Genomic DNA, 16,970 nt, shown 5'->3' with positions numbered 1-16,970 from the left:
TAATTCCAAGCAATTGCATTTTTGCCAAAGGCCTGGGGTATGCAAGCCGAGAACATCTTTTGCATAGACTACAAAAGGCTCTAATGTTTTGTTTTTGCTGTGTTTGTTTTAAAAGGTGCTTGCTACATACAAAGCTGCATGAATTCTTGAGTGAAACAGGCTAAGTCGTCTTTGATGGGCTTCGTATCCATATTGAGTATTTCTGCATCTTCCAATATTCTCTTGGATTGGATGTAGCAGATGGCAAGGCATTCTGAAATAGAGTTGTATTTGCTTTTAATTTCTTCTTCGGTGAGAGTTTTTCGCGTCATTCTTCATCCACCCCGTATTCGCCGCTATTCAGATCTTTTTCATCGAGAATCAAGACATAGATGAGATCTACGACATATGGACGGATGGTTCTTTTGATTTCAGCGATATCTTCCTTAGAATCAGCTAAGAGCGTTCTGAGCGAACAGATTGCCTTATAATCAAACTCCAAACAATTCGTGATGTTTCGGAGCAGTCTTTTGTAGTCGCCCTTAAATTCCGCTAAGCCTTTTTCAATCTCTTCTTGGCTTGGTCTTTGTATCATGTAATTCCTTTCGTTAAATTTAGTAAAAACAGTCATCGGGCCTTTTTCGCCTCAGCATCGATGCCTCGACTTGCATGCCGCAGGCCTTTGACATCTCTGCCAGAGGATAACCACTAGCAGAGATCTTTTGCGTCAAAGCCTTGCCGGATCAGGCGTTCAAATTCATCTGCCGTAATGACAATGAATAGTTTGCCACCTTTCGGATACGCTTCTTGAATAGCTGTGCGGAGCCGTTCTTTGCGCCCTGCATCCAGCACCAACCACACAACCACCGGGAATACGCCGAATTGCTTTTGCTCCAACCCGGAGCGGTAGTAATCGCGATAGCGGTCACATTTGCCGATAACAGTAGATGGCGATTCCGTGCTTAAATCAATCTCAATAAACCACCTGTCCTCGTAGCCATCGCTTTTCGTGGCTACGAACAGATCTGGCTTTAATGAGACGATTTTGCCGTGCTGGGTATATGGTCGCCAGCAATCCGGTTCCCAGTCTGCGGTAAGTAATGTCAGTCCCGGAGTTCTGCGACAGATTTCTACAAGCTGAACATAGCATTCTGAGATAGCCAAAGAATGTTTCAAAAACATTCTAGAAGGTTCGAGATAGCGCCTTCGTGTATATTGCTCCGGATTATCCATGACTAAGAACCGTTCTCCGGCCTCGGTTAGATGCCAGATGAGGCTCCCTGAACCTGCACGGCTTCCTCCAATCCGGCGTTCTAAAGTAGCAACCAGACCGTAGTCTTTCAGCTTACGAAGCTCTCTGGCGGCGGCTCGCCTAGCAGCCTTCTGCGTAGATGCATTGATTATATGTAGACGCTGGATCTGCCCGGTAAGCAGAAACTTGCACTTTTTTAGAGATGCAAGAATCTCTCGGTCGCGTGTTGATAGCTCCTCGTTGTATTTTTCCAGTTGGTTTCTTCCGACTCTGACTCCTATGGGGATCACCTCCTCGCCGGGGGAATAGGCTACCGCTACATGGCGGTAGGGGTCGCTTCCCTTAAACGGTTTTTGTGCCGATATGTCGGGAGAATCATCGGCATATTCATCGCTGCGAAAGGTCGGGCGGTTCGTCTTCATATTTTCCTCCGACCGATGACAGAATCATCAAGATCTGGACCGATCAGGCTCGGGGCTTCCTCAAATAGTTTGAGATATTCTGCCTCAACCTCACCACTGGATCGACCATAGCGAGTTTGACTTCGTGCCTTAATTTCTGCCGCAGTATGGAGTGCCGGTGGAGCGGGGATTGTCTTGCCCTGTATCCAGCCAGTCTGTCTACCACCCGACATAAAATTTGTATAGATTTGATATCTTGGCAAGAGCATGAAATCCAACGCTTCCAATCCAGGAGCCATCGTGGCAATTTCTCTGGCATCGCTGGCATTAAGCCCGAAGATGATTTTGTTCCTTGCATTGGCATCAATACCGGCACGAATCTCATAGGGGAGCTGTGCGCGATATTGATGCGCCATTGTAATTCCCACGCCCAGACCTCTGGCCTGTGCTAAAGCATCGGATAAATCCGTAGGCAAGGTCAGGTAATCTTGCAGCTCATCGATATACAGGGATACCAAATGGCGGCGTTCCGGCGCGACGTTCGCCCGAGAAAGGGCTAACGTCCAGGTAAGGCCTACCACTAGGCTGCCCAGCAGTCTGGCGCTTTCTGCGCCCACTGTGCCGCGATTCAAGGGGACAAGGACAATCTTACGTTGGGAGAACAAATCTGTTAGCTGAAACTTGGGATGGCTCTGTCCTAAGATGCCTCGTAGTCCCGGTCGAAACAGGAACTGGCGCATTTTGTTAAGCACAGGTGCAACCCATTGTTCACGCTCAGCGGGACGGAGGTTATCAAAGGTGCTCCAAAACGGTTTGAGCGTAATCTTATCTTTGACGTCCTTTGTGATCTTATGACGGAAGTTCTCATCTGTCAGAAGCGGTGGCAGCCAGAGCAGTGATGCGCCGTCCGTCTCAACCAAGGTTAATAGTGCCGCGCTCAGCACATCCTGGCTTCGAACGCCCCAGCTATCCGAAAAGATCTCCTTAAAGACTGCCAGGATCGCATCGGCTATGAGGGTGGGGTTACCCGGCAAAGCTAAGGGATTGAAACCTACAGGGTTATCGTCGGAAGGGTCAATTACGACCACATCGTCTGCTCTTGAGGCCGGTACACGTTCGAGGATGCTCGTAACCAGATCTGCCTTCGGGTCAATCACTAACACGCTGCGCCCAGCATTGACATCCGCGAGAATCATGGCCTGCATCACAGTAGTCTTGCCGGCGCCGGTAGGACCTAGGATGATTGTCGGCCTTAAACTATCGTCCGGAGAGATACTGAGCTTCTGACTGTTTGCTGGGTTTAAGGTTGTTCCAAACGAACGGTCATTAAACCGGTTTGTCGGTTCCCTATACCACGTCGGTGGGTACATTGCTCGAGGATGGACGCCAGACATTCCTGGTAGTTCCTCATCGCCAGATGGTAGCATTAGAAATCCCGCAAGTTCTTTAACGGATAACCTCAGCGGAAAGTGCCATGGTACATGGGCAATGTTCAGCTTCGCGGGTTTATCAAATTCATCATAGATTCTGACGCCAGCCGCTTCCAGAGTGCGTAATGCGCTCAGGACGCAGTTAATACGATATTTTGCACTTGCACCAGAAACGCCGATGCGAACAATAGCTTGAAAGGTATGTTGCTCTGCTTTCTCCTTGATGGATTTTCGAGTTTCGGTGGAGGCCTGAGATACATTTCCAAGCACTGCCTGTAGCCATCCGGCATTTGGATCGGGAAGGTTCTTCGGAATTGTGCTCGGTGGATAAGCCGCGCCGAGAATGATCTGTAAAACCGCTTCTTCGCCACGGGCTGTGGCAGCCATAGCCGCCAGCCCTGCTCGAATCGTAGATTCCGTGATATCTGTACGAAGCGATAAGCTCGGATGAGATACTTTTATTTGCCTTACCGTATCAACTGCCTTGCGGTTATGTTCGTCAACCGGATAGAATTCAATCTCTCCATGTACTTGGAGCGCTTCGGTGATTTTGCGGATACTTGCCGAGTCCGTTCCAAGAAGATGCCTAACAAATCCATCTCTTGCACGGATTTCCCAGATGATTGCTCCACGGGAGGATACGGTAGCCAGGTGTGCCAGCATCTCATGAACCTGTTCCAGTTTGAATGAGCGCCGCCAGACGAACTCTTTCCAGCATATGGTTTCTATTTGATGCCTGGTCATAGCTCGCCCTCCTTTCTTACCATTGTCCTCCATGACGGCTCTTCCAGACACGAAAAGCAACATAAATTCCAATGCCAATGGCGGCGAGGAGTACGAGTACCCACCAGATTTCCATGATGATACATACAGTCCAGCGGAGTACAATCGCAGCAATGAAGAGGGCAAATGCCCATTTGAGAATTCTGGCAATAAGGCTTTCTGGTGAATTCATACATGATCAGACCTCCTCACGTTCTTTTGCTTTATCGCTGTATTCCGGTACGGGGTAGCCGGGAATCATAACATCGGATGCAATTTCGTTGCCCCATGCATCCCAGTTTGGCTGTGGTCTTCTGGCAAACAGTTCCAAATACGGGCCGGGAGATACGCGCTCAATAATGGGGTACATTTCCTCCGGCTTATGGGAATGATCCTGAAGTGGTGCAAAGAGCCAGTTTGGCTGAGCTTTAAACTTCACAGGCGCTTTACCGCGTGTTCCGAACAGAATCGTCTCACTTGCATTTCTCAGATAATTTCCTAACCCGAGACGAGGCTTAATCCAGACAAAGGGGTCTCGATATGTAAACCCCCAGGCTTTCATGACGTCTAATCCCTCTTGGAGCAATCCGTTTGGAATCCACAGCCATAGATGTGCATTTTCTTCCGCTAGATCGGCGACGGGCATATTTTTAATATCTTCTAAAGACATGAGTTGATAATGCATGACAGCTCCTCGCTTCCCTTTTTGATTAATACTCCAAGGCGGATCGGCAAGGATGGTGGAATATTTTTTCGTAGGCATGATAGTTTGTTCTCCTTTCCGGGCGGCCACAGCGACCGCCCAATCGATTTGTTAATGTGCCAGGCTTTGTCGGCCTTTGCAGTGAGTAAACCACAAAAGTAGGTTGACAAAAAGTCAATTTTGTTTTCACTTTCGCAACGATGCGACACCCGCTAACAGAGGTGAAAATGCATTTTGTGGTATATAAAAAACGATGTTGTAATATTTGCGCAAGTGCTTGAAATATGTTGTTCTACGGTATTATCTCGCGCGATTTTCAGCAATCATCTGCGGTTCTTCCAGAGTACCCTCCAGCCGATAGGTTCGGTTTTCTACGACTTCTGCTCTTGCGAATACAGGAGCTAAGTAACCTTCAATAACCGACTTAAAGGAACGCACCGTCAGGCTATCTCCAGACATAGCTGCATCAATAAGGCCTTGCATGATGCCAGGCGAAACGTAGGAGATGGCGTGAGAATACTCGAAGCCCATCTCAATGATCTGTTTTGCCAGAATACGCGTTTTTGCCTTGGCGGAAAGGGGCTTAAAATTAACAAAGCACTGAAATCTGGAGGCAATCTCTCTAAGTACCCCTACGCCAACAAATGCTTTTCGTGCCGCCTCATTCTCCCGATAGATACGCATAGGCAAGGATTCGTCTGATATAGAAGATGCCTGTTCATCCCGGTAGCTAACACTTACTTCATTTTCCTCCAGATGAATATCCTCAACGTCATCCGATACAGTAAAGCCAATCCTACGTTTAGCGGGCTGACTGGAGCTGAGATCATAATTGGAAGTAAAGAAGAAAATGCAATGTTTAAAGTCGAACTCCCTTGAACCATCGCTGAGTGCTTTTCGGGATGCGCAACGGCCTTCGTCCAAAATGGCCATAAAGGTTTTTAACACCTCGGGATGCGCCTTATCCAGCTCATCGAAGATAAATATCGTGTAGGGATTCCTCTCGACCACTTCAAAAACAGCTTCGTCCTCGTAACCGACATATCCGGCAGGAGCACCAATCAGACGGTAGACCGAAAAAGCTTCGGTAAAGTTATTGAGATCTGTCCATGACACGGCATATTCCTGCCCGCAGTCTTGGGAGAGAATCTTCGCCAGCGCTTTTGCAGTTTCAGATTTACCGACACCTGGTGGCCCGGATGCCAGGATGGAGACAGGCTTTGTGGGATTCTTCTTGGCAAGGTGCTGTGCGACTACATAGGCGATAGCTTCGGTGGAATCATCTTGACCTATAACCATCTTTTGCAGACGTTCTTTTAAATGCTCAAAGCTCGGTGTCTTTGACTCTGACGCCTCCGGCACAGATATTTCATCCCAGTTGGTCAAAGTATCGGGAGTGGCATTACTGGTTGTAGGTTTTATGCCTTCTTCGGATAAGTTCCGGAGAGCATGTTCGGCGTCCTGCCAGGAAGAAAAAGAGACTGCGCCAGTATCTGCGAGTATCCCCATAACGGAATTGCTGCCGTCGTATCTAAAGTGGGGATTTACTCGAAAGATATATTTATCAGCCAACTTAATAAAGCTCAGGCAAATTTCTCGTGGGTTACAAGTTTCAGGAAACAAGCACTCATAATCGTAGGACTGATGCTGCGGGTCTGAGCCGGTCATATCTACATAGCTTTTGAGCTGGAGCATCCCTTCATGGGATACTCCGCTAAGTACAGATAAGTTTATTCTTTCCATTCCATACACCTCCGCGTATCTGTGATTTTTCCTATAAGGGTCGTCAAGTCACCACTGCCGTGGCAAAGAGGACAATCCTCATCAAAACCATTTGCCTCGCTGACAGGGACTTGGGGAATCCAGACTACCTCACCGAAAAAGGAATATGCATCATCCACAGCATCGTGGAACAGATTAATGCCAAGCACATTTTCTGCGTCCGGAGACATCTTGATTAGTGCCAAGTTGCGGTTGGAAACCTTGTCCAGCATGGTCGCGTATCTGTTGTCACCCTCGTGGTATAGCAGAAGCATCAGCGCAATCTGTCCTTCCAGCGCATTGGCGTGCGTGATAGCGGAAATAGGAGTACATTCTGAGGTGACGGTATTTTTATAGCCGTTCTTATATGCATCGTAACGAGATTTCAACACGCAACGAGGACAGCTAGGCGTTACGCCGGGATAGCTGAATACAATTTCCGCACCGACCCCTCCAGCATAAATCTGCGGACCCATGAAGGGCGTTCCATATTTCATAGCCAGTGCAGCCAGTCTGGCCTGAGCTTCAAAGCTGTCCGTACATGCGCAGATGAGGATATCTTTTGGAGAGACGAGAAGCCTAGTACCTAGCATTTCCTCAAAATTATTGTCTGTCACGGTATCGTCGAGGAAGTCACAAAAGGTTTTGACTTCTGCATCCATGTTAATGTTCAGAATTTGTTCCTTTAGCGCTTCAACCTTGCTTTTTCCGATGTCGCCGTAGATCACTCGCTGATTACTCATGTTATGAGGCTCGAACTTATCCCCATCTACGAGAATAAAGTTCGTAACGCCGGAACGTGCCATGTCAAGAACAAATCCAATAGAGCCACCTGTGCCAAAGACAGCAAGTGTTTTACATGCGAGTATCTCTTCCGGAAAGAGTTCCCTGTTTCGCTCGCTAAGTTCGGCTTTAGAAAACAGATACTTCTTTGCCAGCATTTCCCGATAAGAGCGGTCTTGATCTTCCTCAAGATTGATAGCAGGAAATTCAAAGCTAGGGTTTTTCTCGTCAATCCGTCCAAATTCAAAATAACAGCAAGGATCTGCAAGGTAGTAACCATAGGCAAAGAGTTTTGCCTTTTCGCCTTTAAGAGATCTGTGCACTTGCACGATCAGTGATACAAACCACTCCATCTCAAACGCTTTCATAATCTTTATAGTATAAAGATTGTCCGGATCGGACGGCTTAACGGCTCCTCGAGGGTGGGAATGGCTGAAGCCCACGAACTCGATGCCCTTCTCGTACCATTTCTGGATGATGAGATTAAGCTTGTCGCAGTCAGGTTCATAAGTGGCTCCGGTCACGCTGGCAGTTACATCAAAGTAAAAGTGGTCAACATGTTTTCCGTCGGAGCTGCCAAGGATACCTCCGGTCTCTGGGATTTGAGATCCGACAGTCTCGCGGATTCGAGAGAGAACTTCCTCGGTGATAATGTAGGTTTTAGGTTCTTTTTTGTTTGTCATTTTTTACCTCCGTAAATTTGTGTATTGATAATAATAATCATCTTCCCAGCTAAATTGATCTTTTAGCTGGCTGGCAATATTATCGAAGCTCTTGTAGCTGCGAATATACTCAGTGGTACATTCCGCCCAAAGCGAAGCGACACTTTTGGCCTGTTCCAGTGTTGCAATGTTGCCATTCCAACAGATGTAAGGATACGAACTGTCGTTATCCTGAAGCCAATGCGCCGCATGAGAGGAACAATCACGGCCTTGGTAATCTATGTGCGAAATAATATATATTCGCCATCCACGTTCGCCAAGATCCCAGAATACATAGTCCACAACTAAGGAGCGGTCTGACGTCCAGTAGTTTAAGCGGATATAGTCACGCTCCATTTAATATCGCCTCCAATCGTTTTGATGAAGAGAGGCAGGAGCCTCATCGGCTGAGGCTCCGCCTGCACTTGGTTTGTCCGAGATCAGCAGAAAACGCCACTCGGTAATTCCTGACCCTCACGACCACCATTAAAGATGCCCGCAGGAAGAAGAGTCACCTTCTTCATATAATTTCACCTCCTTGTAATGGATTGAAGAAAAGCGAGAAGTATTGTATAATATAAGAATCTGGAGAGTGGTTAAATCTCGCATTTGATGCCTCTCGCTTTTCTTGAGGCTATTATATTGCAGGCAAATCTAAATGTAGCTGACAGTGAGGTTGACGTAGAGTTGACGTTTGAGTTGACATGAAAGGAGCCTTAGAGATGCAAGAATTAAACTATGTGGCATTTGAAAATGAATTTGTGAAATTTTGTAGTGGAGATATCGACACTGAATTAGAATATGGAGGAAAAGTTAAACCTACTCGCGAAAACATAGACAGATATATTCTCTTGCCAGCAGCTATGACAAAGGACGAAAAAGAGAAGCATCTCGTATTCAATGAGGCAATTGATAAGACGGCACTATCAAAATTCAGAAAAGGTGAGCGTCCAGTACCAAAAGCCGTAGTAGCTGCATTTAAAAAAGATGGTGCAGTAGGTATTGCAGTAGAGCGATTCATAAAAATAATACCCGAAGTGATATCGCCTCATGAGTACTTTGACCTTTCTATGGCAATATGGAATATTATTCAAACCGATGTATTTATCCCGGAGGAAGTGTCTACAACTTTAGAGTGTTTGGCAAGAAGTTCAGAAATATCAATTGGAAAAGGGAAAGTGGAAGGTCTATGTTTATTCCTAGCCACTGCACTGAAGTTTGCAATATTAAGAGATACACTTATTAGAGGTACGCCAAATTTATCGCCAAGGGTTGCCTTTGTGATTAAAGAACTCAAAAGAGATAAACAAGAATCGGAATTTCTAAAAGCGCTTGTTTATGACATGTTTACCGAACTCGAAAAGCAGAAAACACGTGTCGGTGATAAACTTGCGTTAGATACGGTAAATCATACGAAATATACGGATGACGATTTTGTGGAACTTATGGCTGCGATAGCACCACTACAAGACATTTTTTCAGATGAGTTCATGCATTACGCTTCATTATTACAAATATTTGCTATTGGAATTGAGTCCAATAGAATTCCACCAATGGCTTCTCAGGAGGGGTATAATAGTCTATTCGCAAAGTTTCGTGTACCTCCAGCACCTTATATTATATTTCCGCCTTCCGTTATCGAGGCACAATACGTGGACACATCCAGTGGAGAACCAATTCGATATTCAATGAGAGTCGACGAGCAAGGAAGAATGATTTGCGAAAATGCTGAAGTTCTGAAAGATTATAAATGGACTCCACAACAAGAATAAAAAAATCTGCCAAGACTTTTAATGTCTTGGCGGATTACTTTTTCTAAATCAATCGCGTATTTATACTTTTTACAAGCATTAGGTAACATGCAAAGTCTTCGATAACTTTGTGGTTATACCCATTATATTTTCATAGTCAGTCTCACCATTTAAGGCTAAGATAGCACTCTGTTCATTGAAAATCATTTTATATTTCCAAACAAGGAAATAATTGTCATTTAACTAGATTTTTCGCAGAGGCAAAGCCATATTATGTAGTGACTTTACTTTGCATATGTACATTCAGTATTTCAGAAGAAGTAACAGCTTCTTTACTAGTTATCGATGTGCAGTTCTCCGCTTTTAAGGATTCTTTCGATGCCCGCCATATTAAAACGAAATTTAAAGTTATCTCTATTATTATGTACTTGGAATTCACCAATGGAGATTCCTTGATGCCCATATTTTACAGTATTACTTTCATTCCATTCAGCAATTGACGATTTTGTAAACCGTATTTTACTTCTGTCCCAATACGGGCTTTTGTGCTTTTTCATGATAATCGCCTTTGGACTTAATGTAAGATTATCATTTGCATCAACCACATTGTAAAACTGGATAAAATAATCACATTCAAACATATTTTCCCAGTAGATTTTAAGCAATTCGTCAATTCTTGAATAGACCAGCTCTTTAAAGATTACAACTTTTTCTTGGTATGTACTTGGAATCTTAGTAATGTTCAATTTCGATGCCATTAGTGAGAACCAAGTTTTCGAACTTGCCTGACCAACTTTTTGAGGGGCAGCTTTACCTAATCCTTGCTTGTTTGTTTTAACTGATAACGTTTTGCCATAGTCGAGCAAGAAATCAACATCACTTTGGTGTTCGGCAACATGCTTAACAGGTTTCGGAATATTATTGTCGTAAAATACTGTTTTAATTATTTCGGAGAATGTGTCCGCCACACATGGAATTCCTCTCAGTCTATAATCGCTTGAAATTGGAACATTGAAAAAGTCGGCAATTGCAATTTCAGCAGATATACCGATTTGTTCATTGTTCACGATTACATAATTGTATCAAAGCTTGAATGATTATGAAATCGTGAGCGTTTTAGATAAATCATATCGGAATATAAACTGATTTTAGACTATTCCAGCGAATACATGCTAAAATCTAGACATGAATTACATCGGAAGCAAGCTATCTCTACTAAACTTTATCGGAGATACTGTCGACGATGTAACAAATGGAACGTATTCAAGCGTCTGTGATTTATTTGCGGGAACAGGAATCGTTGGCCGCTACTTCAAGAAAAAAGGGAAAAAAATAATCGCCAACGATTTGCAATATTATAGTTATGTACTGAACAGGCATTATATTGGAAATAATCATCCTCTTATGTTCTCTTCTCTGACCGATTTAGATGTCCCAGGAATTATGATATCGGATAATCCAATTATTACTATATGCGATTATTTATCTGGCTTAGAAGGCGAACCCGGTTTCATATATAATAATTACTGTTTAGGTGGTTCAGGAGAGCGTTTATATTATTCGGATGAAAATGGAAAGCTTTGCGATGCAATACGTACAAAGATTGAATCTTGGATGAAGAATAATAAAATAACCGAAGATGAATACTATTATTTATTATGCACACTATTAGAAAGCATAGACAAGGTTGCGAATACAGCAAGTGTTTATGGAGCGTTTTTGAAAAATTTGAAAGAGAGCGCTACTAAAAGAATGAAACTCGTGCCTGTTGAGCTATTGCCTGGGAAAGCTAGTAGTATAGTTTTTAATGATGACGCTAATGTAGTTGCCGCTAATAATCCTGTGGATGTTCTATATCTCGATCCTCCCTATAATCAAAGACAATATGCTACTAATTATCATTTGCTTGAAACAATAGCGCGTTATGATACACCAGAAATTCATGGAAAGACCGGATTGCGTGAATATAGCAGTCAGAAATCGAAATATTGTGCTCGTGCGAAAGTTAAAGATGTATTTGACGACCTCATTACGCACGCAAAGGCAAAATACATTTTTCTTAGCTACAATAATGAGGGCTTGCTGCCTATTGATGAAATTAGAGCAATAATGTCAAAGCGCGGTAAATATGGCTATGTCACTAAAGATTATCATCGTTTTAAAGCAGATGGTATGAGGGAATATTCAGCTAATAGTACTGTCGAATATCTACATTATGTAATTTGTGATGAGCAAAACTAGCCCACCATCATTTTTAGCGATTAATGGCTTGCTGGGTATTAGATATTTCTTAATTGTTCAACTTCGCATTGTGCTTTAATAGCGTGCTATTATGTTTTTGAACGCTAACATTTATTTGAAATTTCGGACTTTATGTGATATAATAAGCTGTAGCAACTTACTGATAAATGTAAGCGAGGTTGAGACTATGAATGTAAGCTATAAAAAGCTATGGAAACTTCTTATTGATCGAGATCTGAAGAAGAAAGATCTCGAAGAAATGGCTGGAGTGAGTCATTATACGATGAATAAACTCACGCATGGCGATAATGTTACAACCGACGTTTTAGGGCGAATATGTAAAGCACTCAATGTTACAATAGATGAAATTATGGAGTTTATAGATAATAATATGTAATAAAAACACATTATCAATAAAATAAATTACATATTAAGATTTAATAAATAGATTGCGCAAAAATAAGGAGGATGAGAACGATGGCTAACTTATCGCAAGAGAAACGTCAGCGCTTGCGGGCATTCCTTGAAACCATCCGTGAAGAACATAAAGATGATGATGAGGTGCTTATTGCCCTCGGAGAAATCGAAAGCGAATTAAACGCAAACATAATTCAGCCAGAGCCTCTATTGAAGCTCCGGCTGAATTATTATAAGCAGTTATTTTATCTCGTGTTACCATGTAATATCCAGATGAAACTCATCTTCACTAATAACTTTTTGGTCGAATGAAACAAATCGTCCTCCAGTTCCGCCAAATGCAAAAACGCAATCTTTGGGAGCAGGATTGCCGTCGGGATAGTTAGGTGTCTTTTCTAGTGCATAAGCAATCACAAATGGAACCGGCCCCCAATGATTTGTTTCCATTGAGGCTCCAATGCCAAGCAAACTGCTTTTTGAAAAAACAGCAGTTCCCGTATTATTGACATTGTAAAACAATTCTCCTTGATTGCCATACGCTACGTACATCATCATTTCCGGTCTTGCCCCACCAAGAATAAAAAATGTATCATGCGAATTAGAACTGGTAATATCAAATCCATCCGTCATATTGAATGCTTCAAGGGTTCCTACTGCATAAACGATTTCTGACCAGTTTACATCCAATCCATAGGTTTTTGATAGATGTCCTTCACTGATTCCCATTCTGCTTAGACTTGGAAATTCTTCGTTGGAGATTTCATTCCAGGCACCATCCAGTAATTCGGCATTGCTCTGTTTAATCCATGGACTGATTTTCAAATTTGTTTGGATAACATACCCATCTCCATCTGTAATGGTGTACGTCTTTTCCTGCCATGCTATATCCACCGGCTGCACACCATAGTCGTAATCCGTTACAGAAACTGTTATGGTGTTTTCAGAAACAGAATAGGTCCCTTCAAAATATGTACCGGTCGAATTATCAATCATGTAAAAAGTCTCACTGCTCACATGGCATTCATATAACGATTCTTCTCCGTTTTCTTCCCGTAAATAGAAATTGGTTGAATCTGCTACGTCGATCTGATGGATCCGGTTCTCCTCTCCATCCGGCATGATCAGTTCCAATGTCTGCATATCCAGCATGAAATCCGGATCAAATTCTTCACTGCCTTCTGTTTCCTGTGAGGTTTCTGCTTCCTGTGGGTTTGAGGGTTCATTTAAATCCTCCGGTTGACTGGAACAGGCGCAAAGACCAAACAGCATACATAAAACAAGTAATAACGCGATTTTTCTCATTTTGTTTTCCTCCTAATTGCCAAGTATAACGTCTCAACATGAGATTACGCTTATTATACTCGAAGCCACAAAAAAGCACCCCACACAATCAGGTAGTTTTCAGAAAATAATTTGAAAACATTCCGTACACTACCCGTTTGTGTGGGGACAAAGGCCTACTATGCAAATATAATATGCGTATAGGAGGGATGATATCATGAAGAAGAAAAGAATTTTAGGGATAGTGACAGCAATGCTCATGGTTATCGCCCTGGCTCTTACGGGCTGCGGGCAGCAAGGCGAGCAGAACGCGGGAGCAACCGGTTCCGGAGACGGAAATGGTACGAGTGTGAGCGAACCCAAAAAAGAATCTGTCGTAGATGAAGAACCTACGGTAGACATTGGCGAGAAACCGGATGGAAGTGATGTCATCGAGCTCATGCACTGGTATCAGGATCGTGATGCAGCCTATATTAAGACTGTCGAAAAAGACAGCGACGGTTATTACCATTATAAGGTTGGCGACAAGGAGCTTCTATGCAAAACTAACGTCTGGGATTTTGTCGATGCAAAAGAGGGGCTCCGTGGCACTTACTATGTCTGGCGTTTTGAAGATATGGCTGAGTCAATCGGACTTTACCCCTCAGACTTCGCGGCGACTTACCATATGGGAGCAAGAGTTGACCCAAATCAGTCTCGCTTGGATTTTGCGCTAGATCTCGGATCGAATCATAAGACTCCATACGAAAAGACGGCCATTGACTTAACTGGATCGGTTCTTTGCAATAAGTACGATGAAATGATCTATTGTTTATCGTCGAAAACTACATATCAGATTAGCCTAGAGCAGATTTGTTTCTCGGCATACATGATGGAACAATTGCACCTTGGACGCACCGATGAAGAAATTATGGAGAGCGATTTTGAATCTTGGAGAGCGCTATCTGGGAATAATATGCCCCTAATTCCCGAATAATTAAATACCCAGCCAATTTGGCTGGGTATTTTTCTACACTGCGAAGTTTTTAATCTTACGATCTTCGATATAATAGTTATTTACGCCAAGTATATATTCGGCGTTATCTTCTGAGTTTACATGGAATCGATATAGCTTCTGTGCCTCTTGTTTGAGTATTGGAGCTTTATTGGCCGGGTCGTAATCGACGACCTTTGCAAGATAATCTAGCTTATCTAGATAGGCTACGACCTGTTCTTTAGTTAAACCGGAGCGACGAGCGAGGATGCCCTCATATGAGTTATCTAGCGGGTGCTTTTCATAATACTCTTCTAGATAAGCAGTGACAGATGATTTTTCGACTAGGCCCATATTCTCAAGAAGACGCTGATCTTCGGTAAAGCGCTGATATTTAGGAAAAAACACTACACCTACCCTTTTGTGTGGGGACAAAGTCCTGTTCTGCAAATATAATATTGAACAAGAACAAACGTCACGCATTGCCGATATGGCAGAAATTCTGAAATGCGGATATTTATCAGCTTAAGTACAGGAGGAGACAACCATATGCAGAAGAAAAAATTATTAGGGATTTTAGCAGTGCTCATGGTGTTCGCCCTGGCTCTTACGGGCTGCGGGCAACAAAGTGGCGAGCAGAACGCGGGAGCAACCGGTTCTGAAAGCCAAAACGGCACTACCGCCGTCGATGGCGGCAAGAACGAAGGCGAGGTTACGGCTGAGCCAGAGGGGCCTGACGTTGGTCAGGTGGACAATCGAAAACCCGTGCAGGATACTGACGGTAATTATATCTATACAATTACCGTTGACAATGTTCAGACCGAAGTTAAGACTTGCATAAATGTCTGGGATTATATTACAGACGATACGCCGTATGACCACGTAGATTACAAGCAAATGTTGGCTGATCTTGGTTGGGAGGCTATGCCAGCTGGTTATGGCGCTGCTAAATTTACGCGCAATGACGGTAGCTATACGCTTATTGGCGGAACACGAACTGGCGATGAGTATGACTTATCTAGTGGCGAGTCTAGACTGTACGATCAAGGCGTAACTTGCTATGAGTCAAATAATGAAAGCGTAAAGTTTTCCAGCCTTACAGTCTCTGCGTGTTCGGTTTCCAGCGATCCGTATCTAATAGGTAAGAGCGATACGTATGTTTCTTTTGAGCAAATTGTCGCTTATGCATATCTTCTAGATTACTATCGAAATAATGTCAATCCTGCATTCGAGACGGGAACTGGTAGCGTATGCGTTCCTTAATTCTGGCAATATGCCGCACTTGATAGTGCGGCATATTTTTCTTAAACAGCGTAATTTCGTTGACGATAGCTTTTGTCAAATGCGCTTTGAATCGTTGCTATTGTGAAATTATCGCTAACCTTTTTGTTGCTAATTTTCACATGCTTAGTATTTCTTATAGATAGTTCATTAGTATGTAACGGATTATAGTTCGCCGAATTATAGTTTGCTAGAAATACTAAATCTTCAGCGTAGTTTAGTAGCGCAATTACATTTTCTTTTGTTAAGCCGGAGCGGCGAGCGAGTACACCTTCATAAGAATTATCTAATGGGTGTTTCTCATAGTATTCTTCTAGATAAGCTGTAACGGAGGATTTCTCGACGAGCCCCATATTCTCGAGGAGACGCTGATATGCAAAAAATCCTAAATTCCTACCCTTTTGTGTGGGGACAAAGCTTTGCTCTGCAAATATAATATTAGATGAGAATCGATGCCGCATAATGCAGATATGGCGTAAATTCTGAAATTTGAACGTTTACTGACTTACATAGGAGGTATAGACACATGAAGAAAAGTTTATTAGGGATTTTAGCAGTGCTCATGGTGATCGCCCTGGCTCTTACGGGCTGCGGGCAGCAAGGCGAGCAGAACGCGGGAGCAACCGGTTCTGAAAGCCCAAACGGTACTACGGTTGACAATGGTTCTAATGGCGAGGTTGAGACTGAGCCGGACGGAATCGGCGCAAGCGAAGACGAGGCGAACAATCGTAAGCCTGAGATGAGAGACGGGTATTATGTCTATGAGGTCGACGGAGTCGAGCTTCTTTGCGAGACGAATATCTGGGACTACATTGATGGCGATGTCTGGCACAGGACAGAGATGTTTGAGGATCTCGGATACGAGAGAGATGATAGTATGGCTGTTCCATCAAGGTCGTCAGGCTTTTTCCGCTACGTAGACGAGGATCGTTTTACGGCCTTCGTGACTTCTCCTATGAATAAGAATAGTGAGGATTTTATTGAGCTTGGATATTTTAATAAATTAAATATCTATAAAGAAGGCAATGCTATTACTGTTATTGTTCGATGCCAGCAGGATAGTTTTGCAACTGATGATGCGGATGCGTCAAGAACGCCAATTGATATCATTATTGCTTCAGCTTATTTCTTAGAGCAGTGTCAAGATGATATTAAAGAGTCATATCTGGGCGATGTTTTTCCGAATGCGGTACGTGGTAATTTGCGAATTTACCAGTAGAACCTAGAAAAAATATCGGAGGCCTCAACGAGGTC

18 protein-coding genes are annotated in these 16,970 nt (G+C 43.5%); 7 read left to right on the top strand and 11 right to left on the bottom strand.

What is annotated here, in order from left to right; translation table 11 throughout:
• Positions 1–307 precede the first annotated feature (307 nt).
• The 8 genes from OCV99_RS05860 to OCV99_RS05825 all read right to left on the bottom strand — a co-directional run bounded on the left by OCV99_RS05860 (position 308) and on the right by OCV99_RS05825 (position 8,129).
• Entirely contained in the window at positions 308–574 is a 267-nt protein-coding gene (locus OCV99_RS05860) for a hypothetical protein (protein WP_158369086.1), read from the bottom strand.
• Between the two features lie 113 nt (positions 575–687).
• Positions 688–1,653, bottom strand: coding sequence for a replication-relaxation family protein (locus OCV99_RS05855; protein ID WP_158369083.1), 966 nt, complete (start codon positions 1,651–1,653; stop codon positions 688–690).
• Positions 1,650–3,806, bottom strand: coding sequence for a type IV secretion system DNA-binding domain-containing protein (locus OCV99_RS05850; protein WP_158369081.1), 2,157 nt, complete (start codon positions 3,804–3,806; stop codon positions 1,650–1,652). The genes OCV99_RS05855 and OCV99_RS05850 overlap by 4 nt, the downstream gene beginning before the upstream one ends.
• Positions 3,807–3,822: 16 nt before the next feature.
• Positions 3,823–4,017: a hypothetical protein gene (locus OCV99_RS05845; RefSeq protein WP_158369079.1), complete on the bottom strand. Its 195-nt coding sequence runs from the start codon at positions 4,015–4,017 to the stop codon at positions 3,823–3,825.
• Between the two features lie 6 nt (positions 4,018–4,023).
• Positions 4,024–4,587: an MT-A70 family methyltransferase gene (locus tag OCV99_RS05840; RefSeq protein ID WP_158369077.1), complete on the bottom strand. Its 564-nt coding sequence runs from the start codon at positions 4,585–4,587 to the stop codon at positions 4,024–4,026.
• A gap of 240 nt (positions 4,588–4,827) precedes the next feature.
• Positions 4,828–6,270, bottom strand: a complete 1,443-nt coding sequence (locus OCV99_RS05835; protein WP_158369075.1) for an AAA family ATPase — start codon at positions 6,268–6,270, stop codon at positions 4,828–4,830.
• On the bottom strand, positions 6,258–7,754 hold the full coding sequence (locus OCV99_RS05830) for a ThiF family adenylyltransferase (RefSeq protein WP_158369073.1): 1,497 nt from the start codon (positions 7,752–7,754) through the stop codon (positions 6,258–6,260). Before OCV99_RS05830 ends, OCV99_RS05835 begins: the two co-directional genes overlap by 13 nt.
• Positions 7,755–7,757: 3 nt before the next feature.
• Positions 7,758–8,129, bottom strand: a complete 372-nt coding sequence (locus OCV99_RS05825; protein ID WP_158369071.1) for a hypothetical protein — start codon at positions 8,127–8,129, stop codon at positions 7,758–7,760.
• Positions 8,130–8,494: 365 nt separating this feature from the next.
• On the opposite strand from OCV99_RS05825, the gene OCV99_RS05820 reads away from it, so the two are divergent.
• On the top strand, positions 8,495–9,544 hold the full coding sequence (locus tag OCV99_RS05820; protein ID WP_158369069.1) for a hypothetical protein: 1,050 nt from the start codon (positions 8,495–8,497) through the stop codon (positions 9,542–9,544).
• A gap of 314 nt (positions 9,545–9,858) precedes the next feature.
• On the opposite strand, the gene OCV99_RS05815 is transcribed toward OCV99_RS05820, so the two are convergent.
• A complete protein-coding gene (locus OCV99_RS05815; protein ID WP_158369067.1) occupies positions 9,859–10,590 on the bottom strand; it encodes a hypothetical protein in 732 nt (243 codons plus the stop codon).
• Between the two features lie 118 nt (positions 10,591–10,708).
• On the opposite strand from OCV99_RS05815, the gene OCV99_RS05810 reads away from it, so the two are divergent.
• From OCV99_RS05810 to OCV99_RS05800, 3 genes are all read left to right on the top strand, one after another.
• A complete protein-coding gene (locus OCV99_RS05810; protein ID WP_158369065.1) occupies positions 10,709–11,764 on the top strand; it encodes a DNA adenine methylase in 1,056 nt (351 codons plus the stop codon).
• Between the two features lie 187 nt (positions 11,765–11,951).
• Entirely contained in the window at positions 11,952–12,161 is a 210-nt protein-coding gene (locus OCV99_RS05805; protein ID WP_158369063.1) for a helix-turn-helix domain-containing protein, read from the top strand.
• Positions 12,162–12,241: 80 nt separating this feature from the next.
• Complete coding sequence (locus OCV99_RS05800) at positions 12,242–12,493, top strand: hypothetical protein (RefSeq protein ID WP_158369061.1); 252 nt, start codon at positions 12,242–12,244, stop codon at positions 12,491–12,493.
• Here the strand turns inward: OCV99_RS05800 and OCV99_RS05795 are convergent.
• Positions 12,437–13,483, bottom strand: coding sequence for a hypothetical protein (locus OCV99_RS05795; protein WP_158369059.1), 1,047 nt, complete (start codon positions 13,481–13,483; stop codon positions 12,437–12,439). The two genes, OCV99_RS05800 and OCV99_RS05795, sit on opposite strands and share 57 nt — an antisense overlap.
• A gap of 196 nt (positions 13,484–13,679) precedes the next feature.
• On the opposite strand from OCV99_RS05795, the gene OCV99_RS05790 reads away from it, so the two are divergent.
• Positions 13,680–14,438, top strand: a complete 759-nt coding sequence (locus OCV99_RS05790; protein WP_158369057.1) for a hypothetical protein — start codon at positions 13,680–13,682, stop codon at positions 14,436–14,438.
• Positions 14,439–14,471: 33 nt separating this feature from the next.
• Here the strand turns inward: OCV99_RS05790 and OCV99_RS05785 are convergent, their stop codons facing one another.
• Positions 14,472–14,843: a hypothetical protein gene (locus tag OCV99_RS05785; protein WP_158369055.1), complete on the bottom strand. Its 372-nt coding sequence runs from the start codon at positions 14,841–14,843 to the stop codon at positions 14,472–14,474.
• Positions 14,844–14,984: 141 nt separating this feature from the next.
• Here OCV99_RS05785 and OCV99_RS05780 point away from each other — a divergent pair, with 141 nt between their 5' ends.
• Positions 14,985–15,698 (top strand): hypothetical protein, encoded by a 714-nt coding sequence (locus OCV99_RS05780; protein WP_158369053.1) that lies wholly within the window; start codon positions 14,985–14,987, stop codon positions 15,696–15,698.
• Between the two features lie 544 nt (positions 15,699–16,242).
• A complete protein-coding gene (locus OCV99_RS05775; RefSeq protein WP_158369049.1) occupies positions 16,243–16,935 on the top strand; it encodes a hypothetical protein in 693 nt (230 codons plus the stop codon).
• Positions 16,936–16,970: the final 35 nt, after the last annotated feature.

Origin of the sequence: Dorea acetigenes (assembly GCF_025567385.1) — a bacterium.
Lineage (GTDB): Bacteria > Bacillota > Clostridia > Lachnospirales > Lachnospiraceae > Claveliimonas > Claveliimonas acetigenes.
The sequence above is the reverse complement of the archived record's forward strand: the minus strand, read 5'-3'. Positions and strand labels throughout refer to the sequence as shown.

Excerpts from the sequence above, each read along its gene's own strand:
- OCV99_RS05845 (WP_158369079.1), bottom strand. The coding sequence starts at position 4,017 with ATGAATTCACCAGAAAGCCTTATTGCCAGAATTCTCAAATGGGCATTT.
- OCV99_RS05800 (WP_158369061.1), top strand. The coding sequence starts at position 12,242 with ATGGCTAACTTATCGCAAGAGAAACGTCAGCGCTTGCGGGCATTCCTT.
- OCV99_RS05780 (WP_158369053.1), top strand. The coding sequence starts at position 14,985 with ATGCAGAAGAAAAAATTATTAGGGATTTTAGCAGTGCTCATGGTGTTC.
- OCV99_RS05850 (WP_158369081.1), bottom strand. The coding sequence starts at position 3,806 with ATGACCAGGCATCAAATAGAAACCATATGCTGGAAAGAGTTCGTCTGG.
- OCV99_RS05855 (WP_158369083.1), bottom strand. The coding sequence starts at position 1,653 with ATGAAGACGAACCGCCCGACCTTTCGCAGCGATGAATATGCCGATGAT.
- OCV99_RS05825 (WP_158369071.1), bottom strand. The coding sequence starts at position 8,129 with ATGGAGCGTGACTATATCCGCTTAAACTACTGGACGTCAGACCGCTCC.
- OCV99_RS05860 (WP_158369086.1), bottom strand. The coding sequence starts at position 574 with ATGATACAAAGACCAAGCCAAGAAGAGATTGAAAAAGGCTTAGCGGAA.
- OCV99_RS05830 (WP_158369073.1), bottom strand. The coding sequence starts at position 7,754 with ATGACAAACAAAAAAGAACCTAAAACCTACATTATCACCGAGGAAGTT.
- OCV99_RS05775 (WP_158369049.1), top strand. The coding sequence starts at position 16,243 with ATGAAGAAAAGTTTATTAGGGATTTTAGCAGTGCTCATGGTGATCGCC.
- OCV99_RS05795 (WP_158369059.1), bottom strand. The coding sequence starts at position 13,483 with ATGAGAAAAATCGCGTTATTACTTGTTTTATGTATGCTGTTTGGTCTT.
- OCV99_RS05810 (WP_158369065.1), top strand. The coding sequence starts at position 10,709 with ATGAATTACATCGGAAGCAAGCTATCTCTACTAAACTTTATCGGAGAT.
- OCV99_RS05840 (WP_158369077.1), bottom strand. The coding sequence starts at position 4,587 with ATGCCTACGAAAAAATATTCCACCATCCTTGCCGATCCGCCTTGGAGT.
- OCV99_RS05835 (WP_158369075.1), bottom strand. The coding sequence starts at position 6,270 with ATGGAAAGAATAAACTTATCTGTACTTAGCGGAGTATCCCATGAAGGG.
- OCV99_RS05790 (WP_158369057.1), top strand. The coding sequence starts at position 13,680 with ATGAAGAAGAAAAGAATTTTAGGGATAGTGACAGCAATGCTCATGGTT.
- OCV99_RS05805 (WP_158369063.1), top strand. The coding sequence starts at position 11,952 with ATGAATGTAAGCTATAAAAAGCTATGGAAACTTCTTATTGATCGAGAT.
- OCV99_RS05820 (WP_158369069.1), top strand. The coding sequence starts at position 8,495 with ATGCAAGAATTAAACTATGTGGCATTTGAAAATGAATTTGTGAAATTT.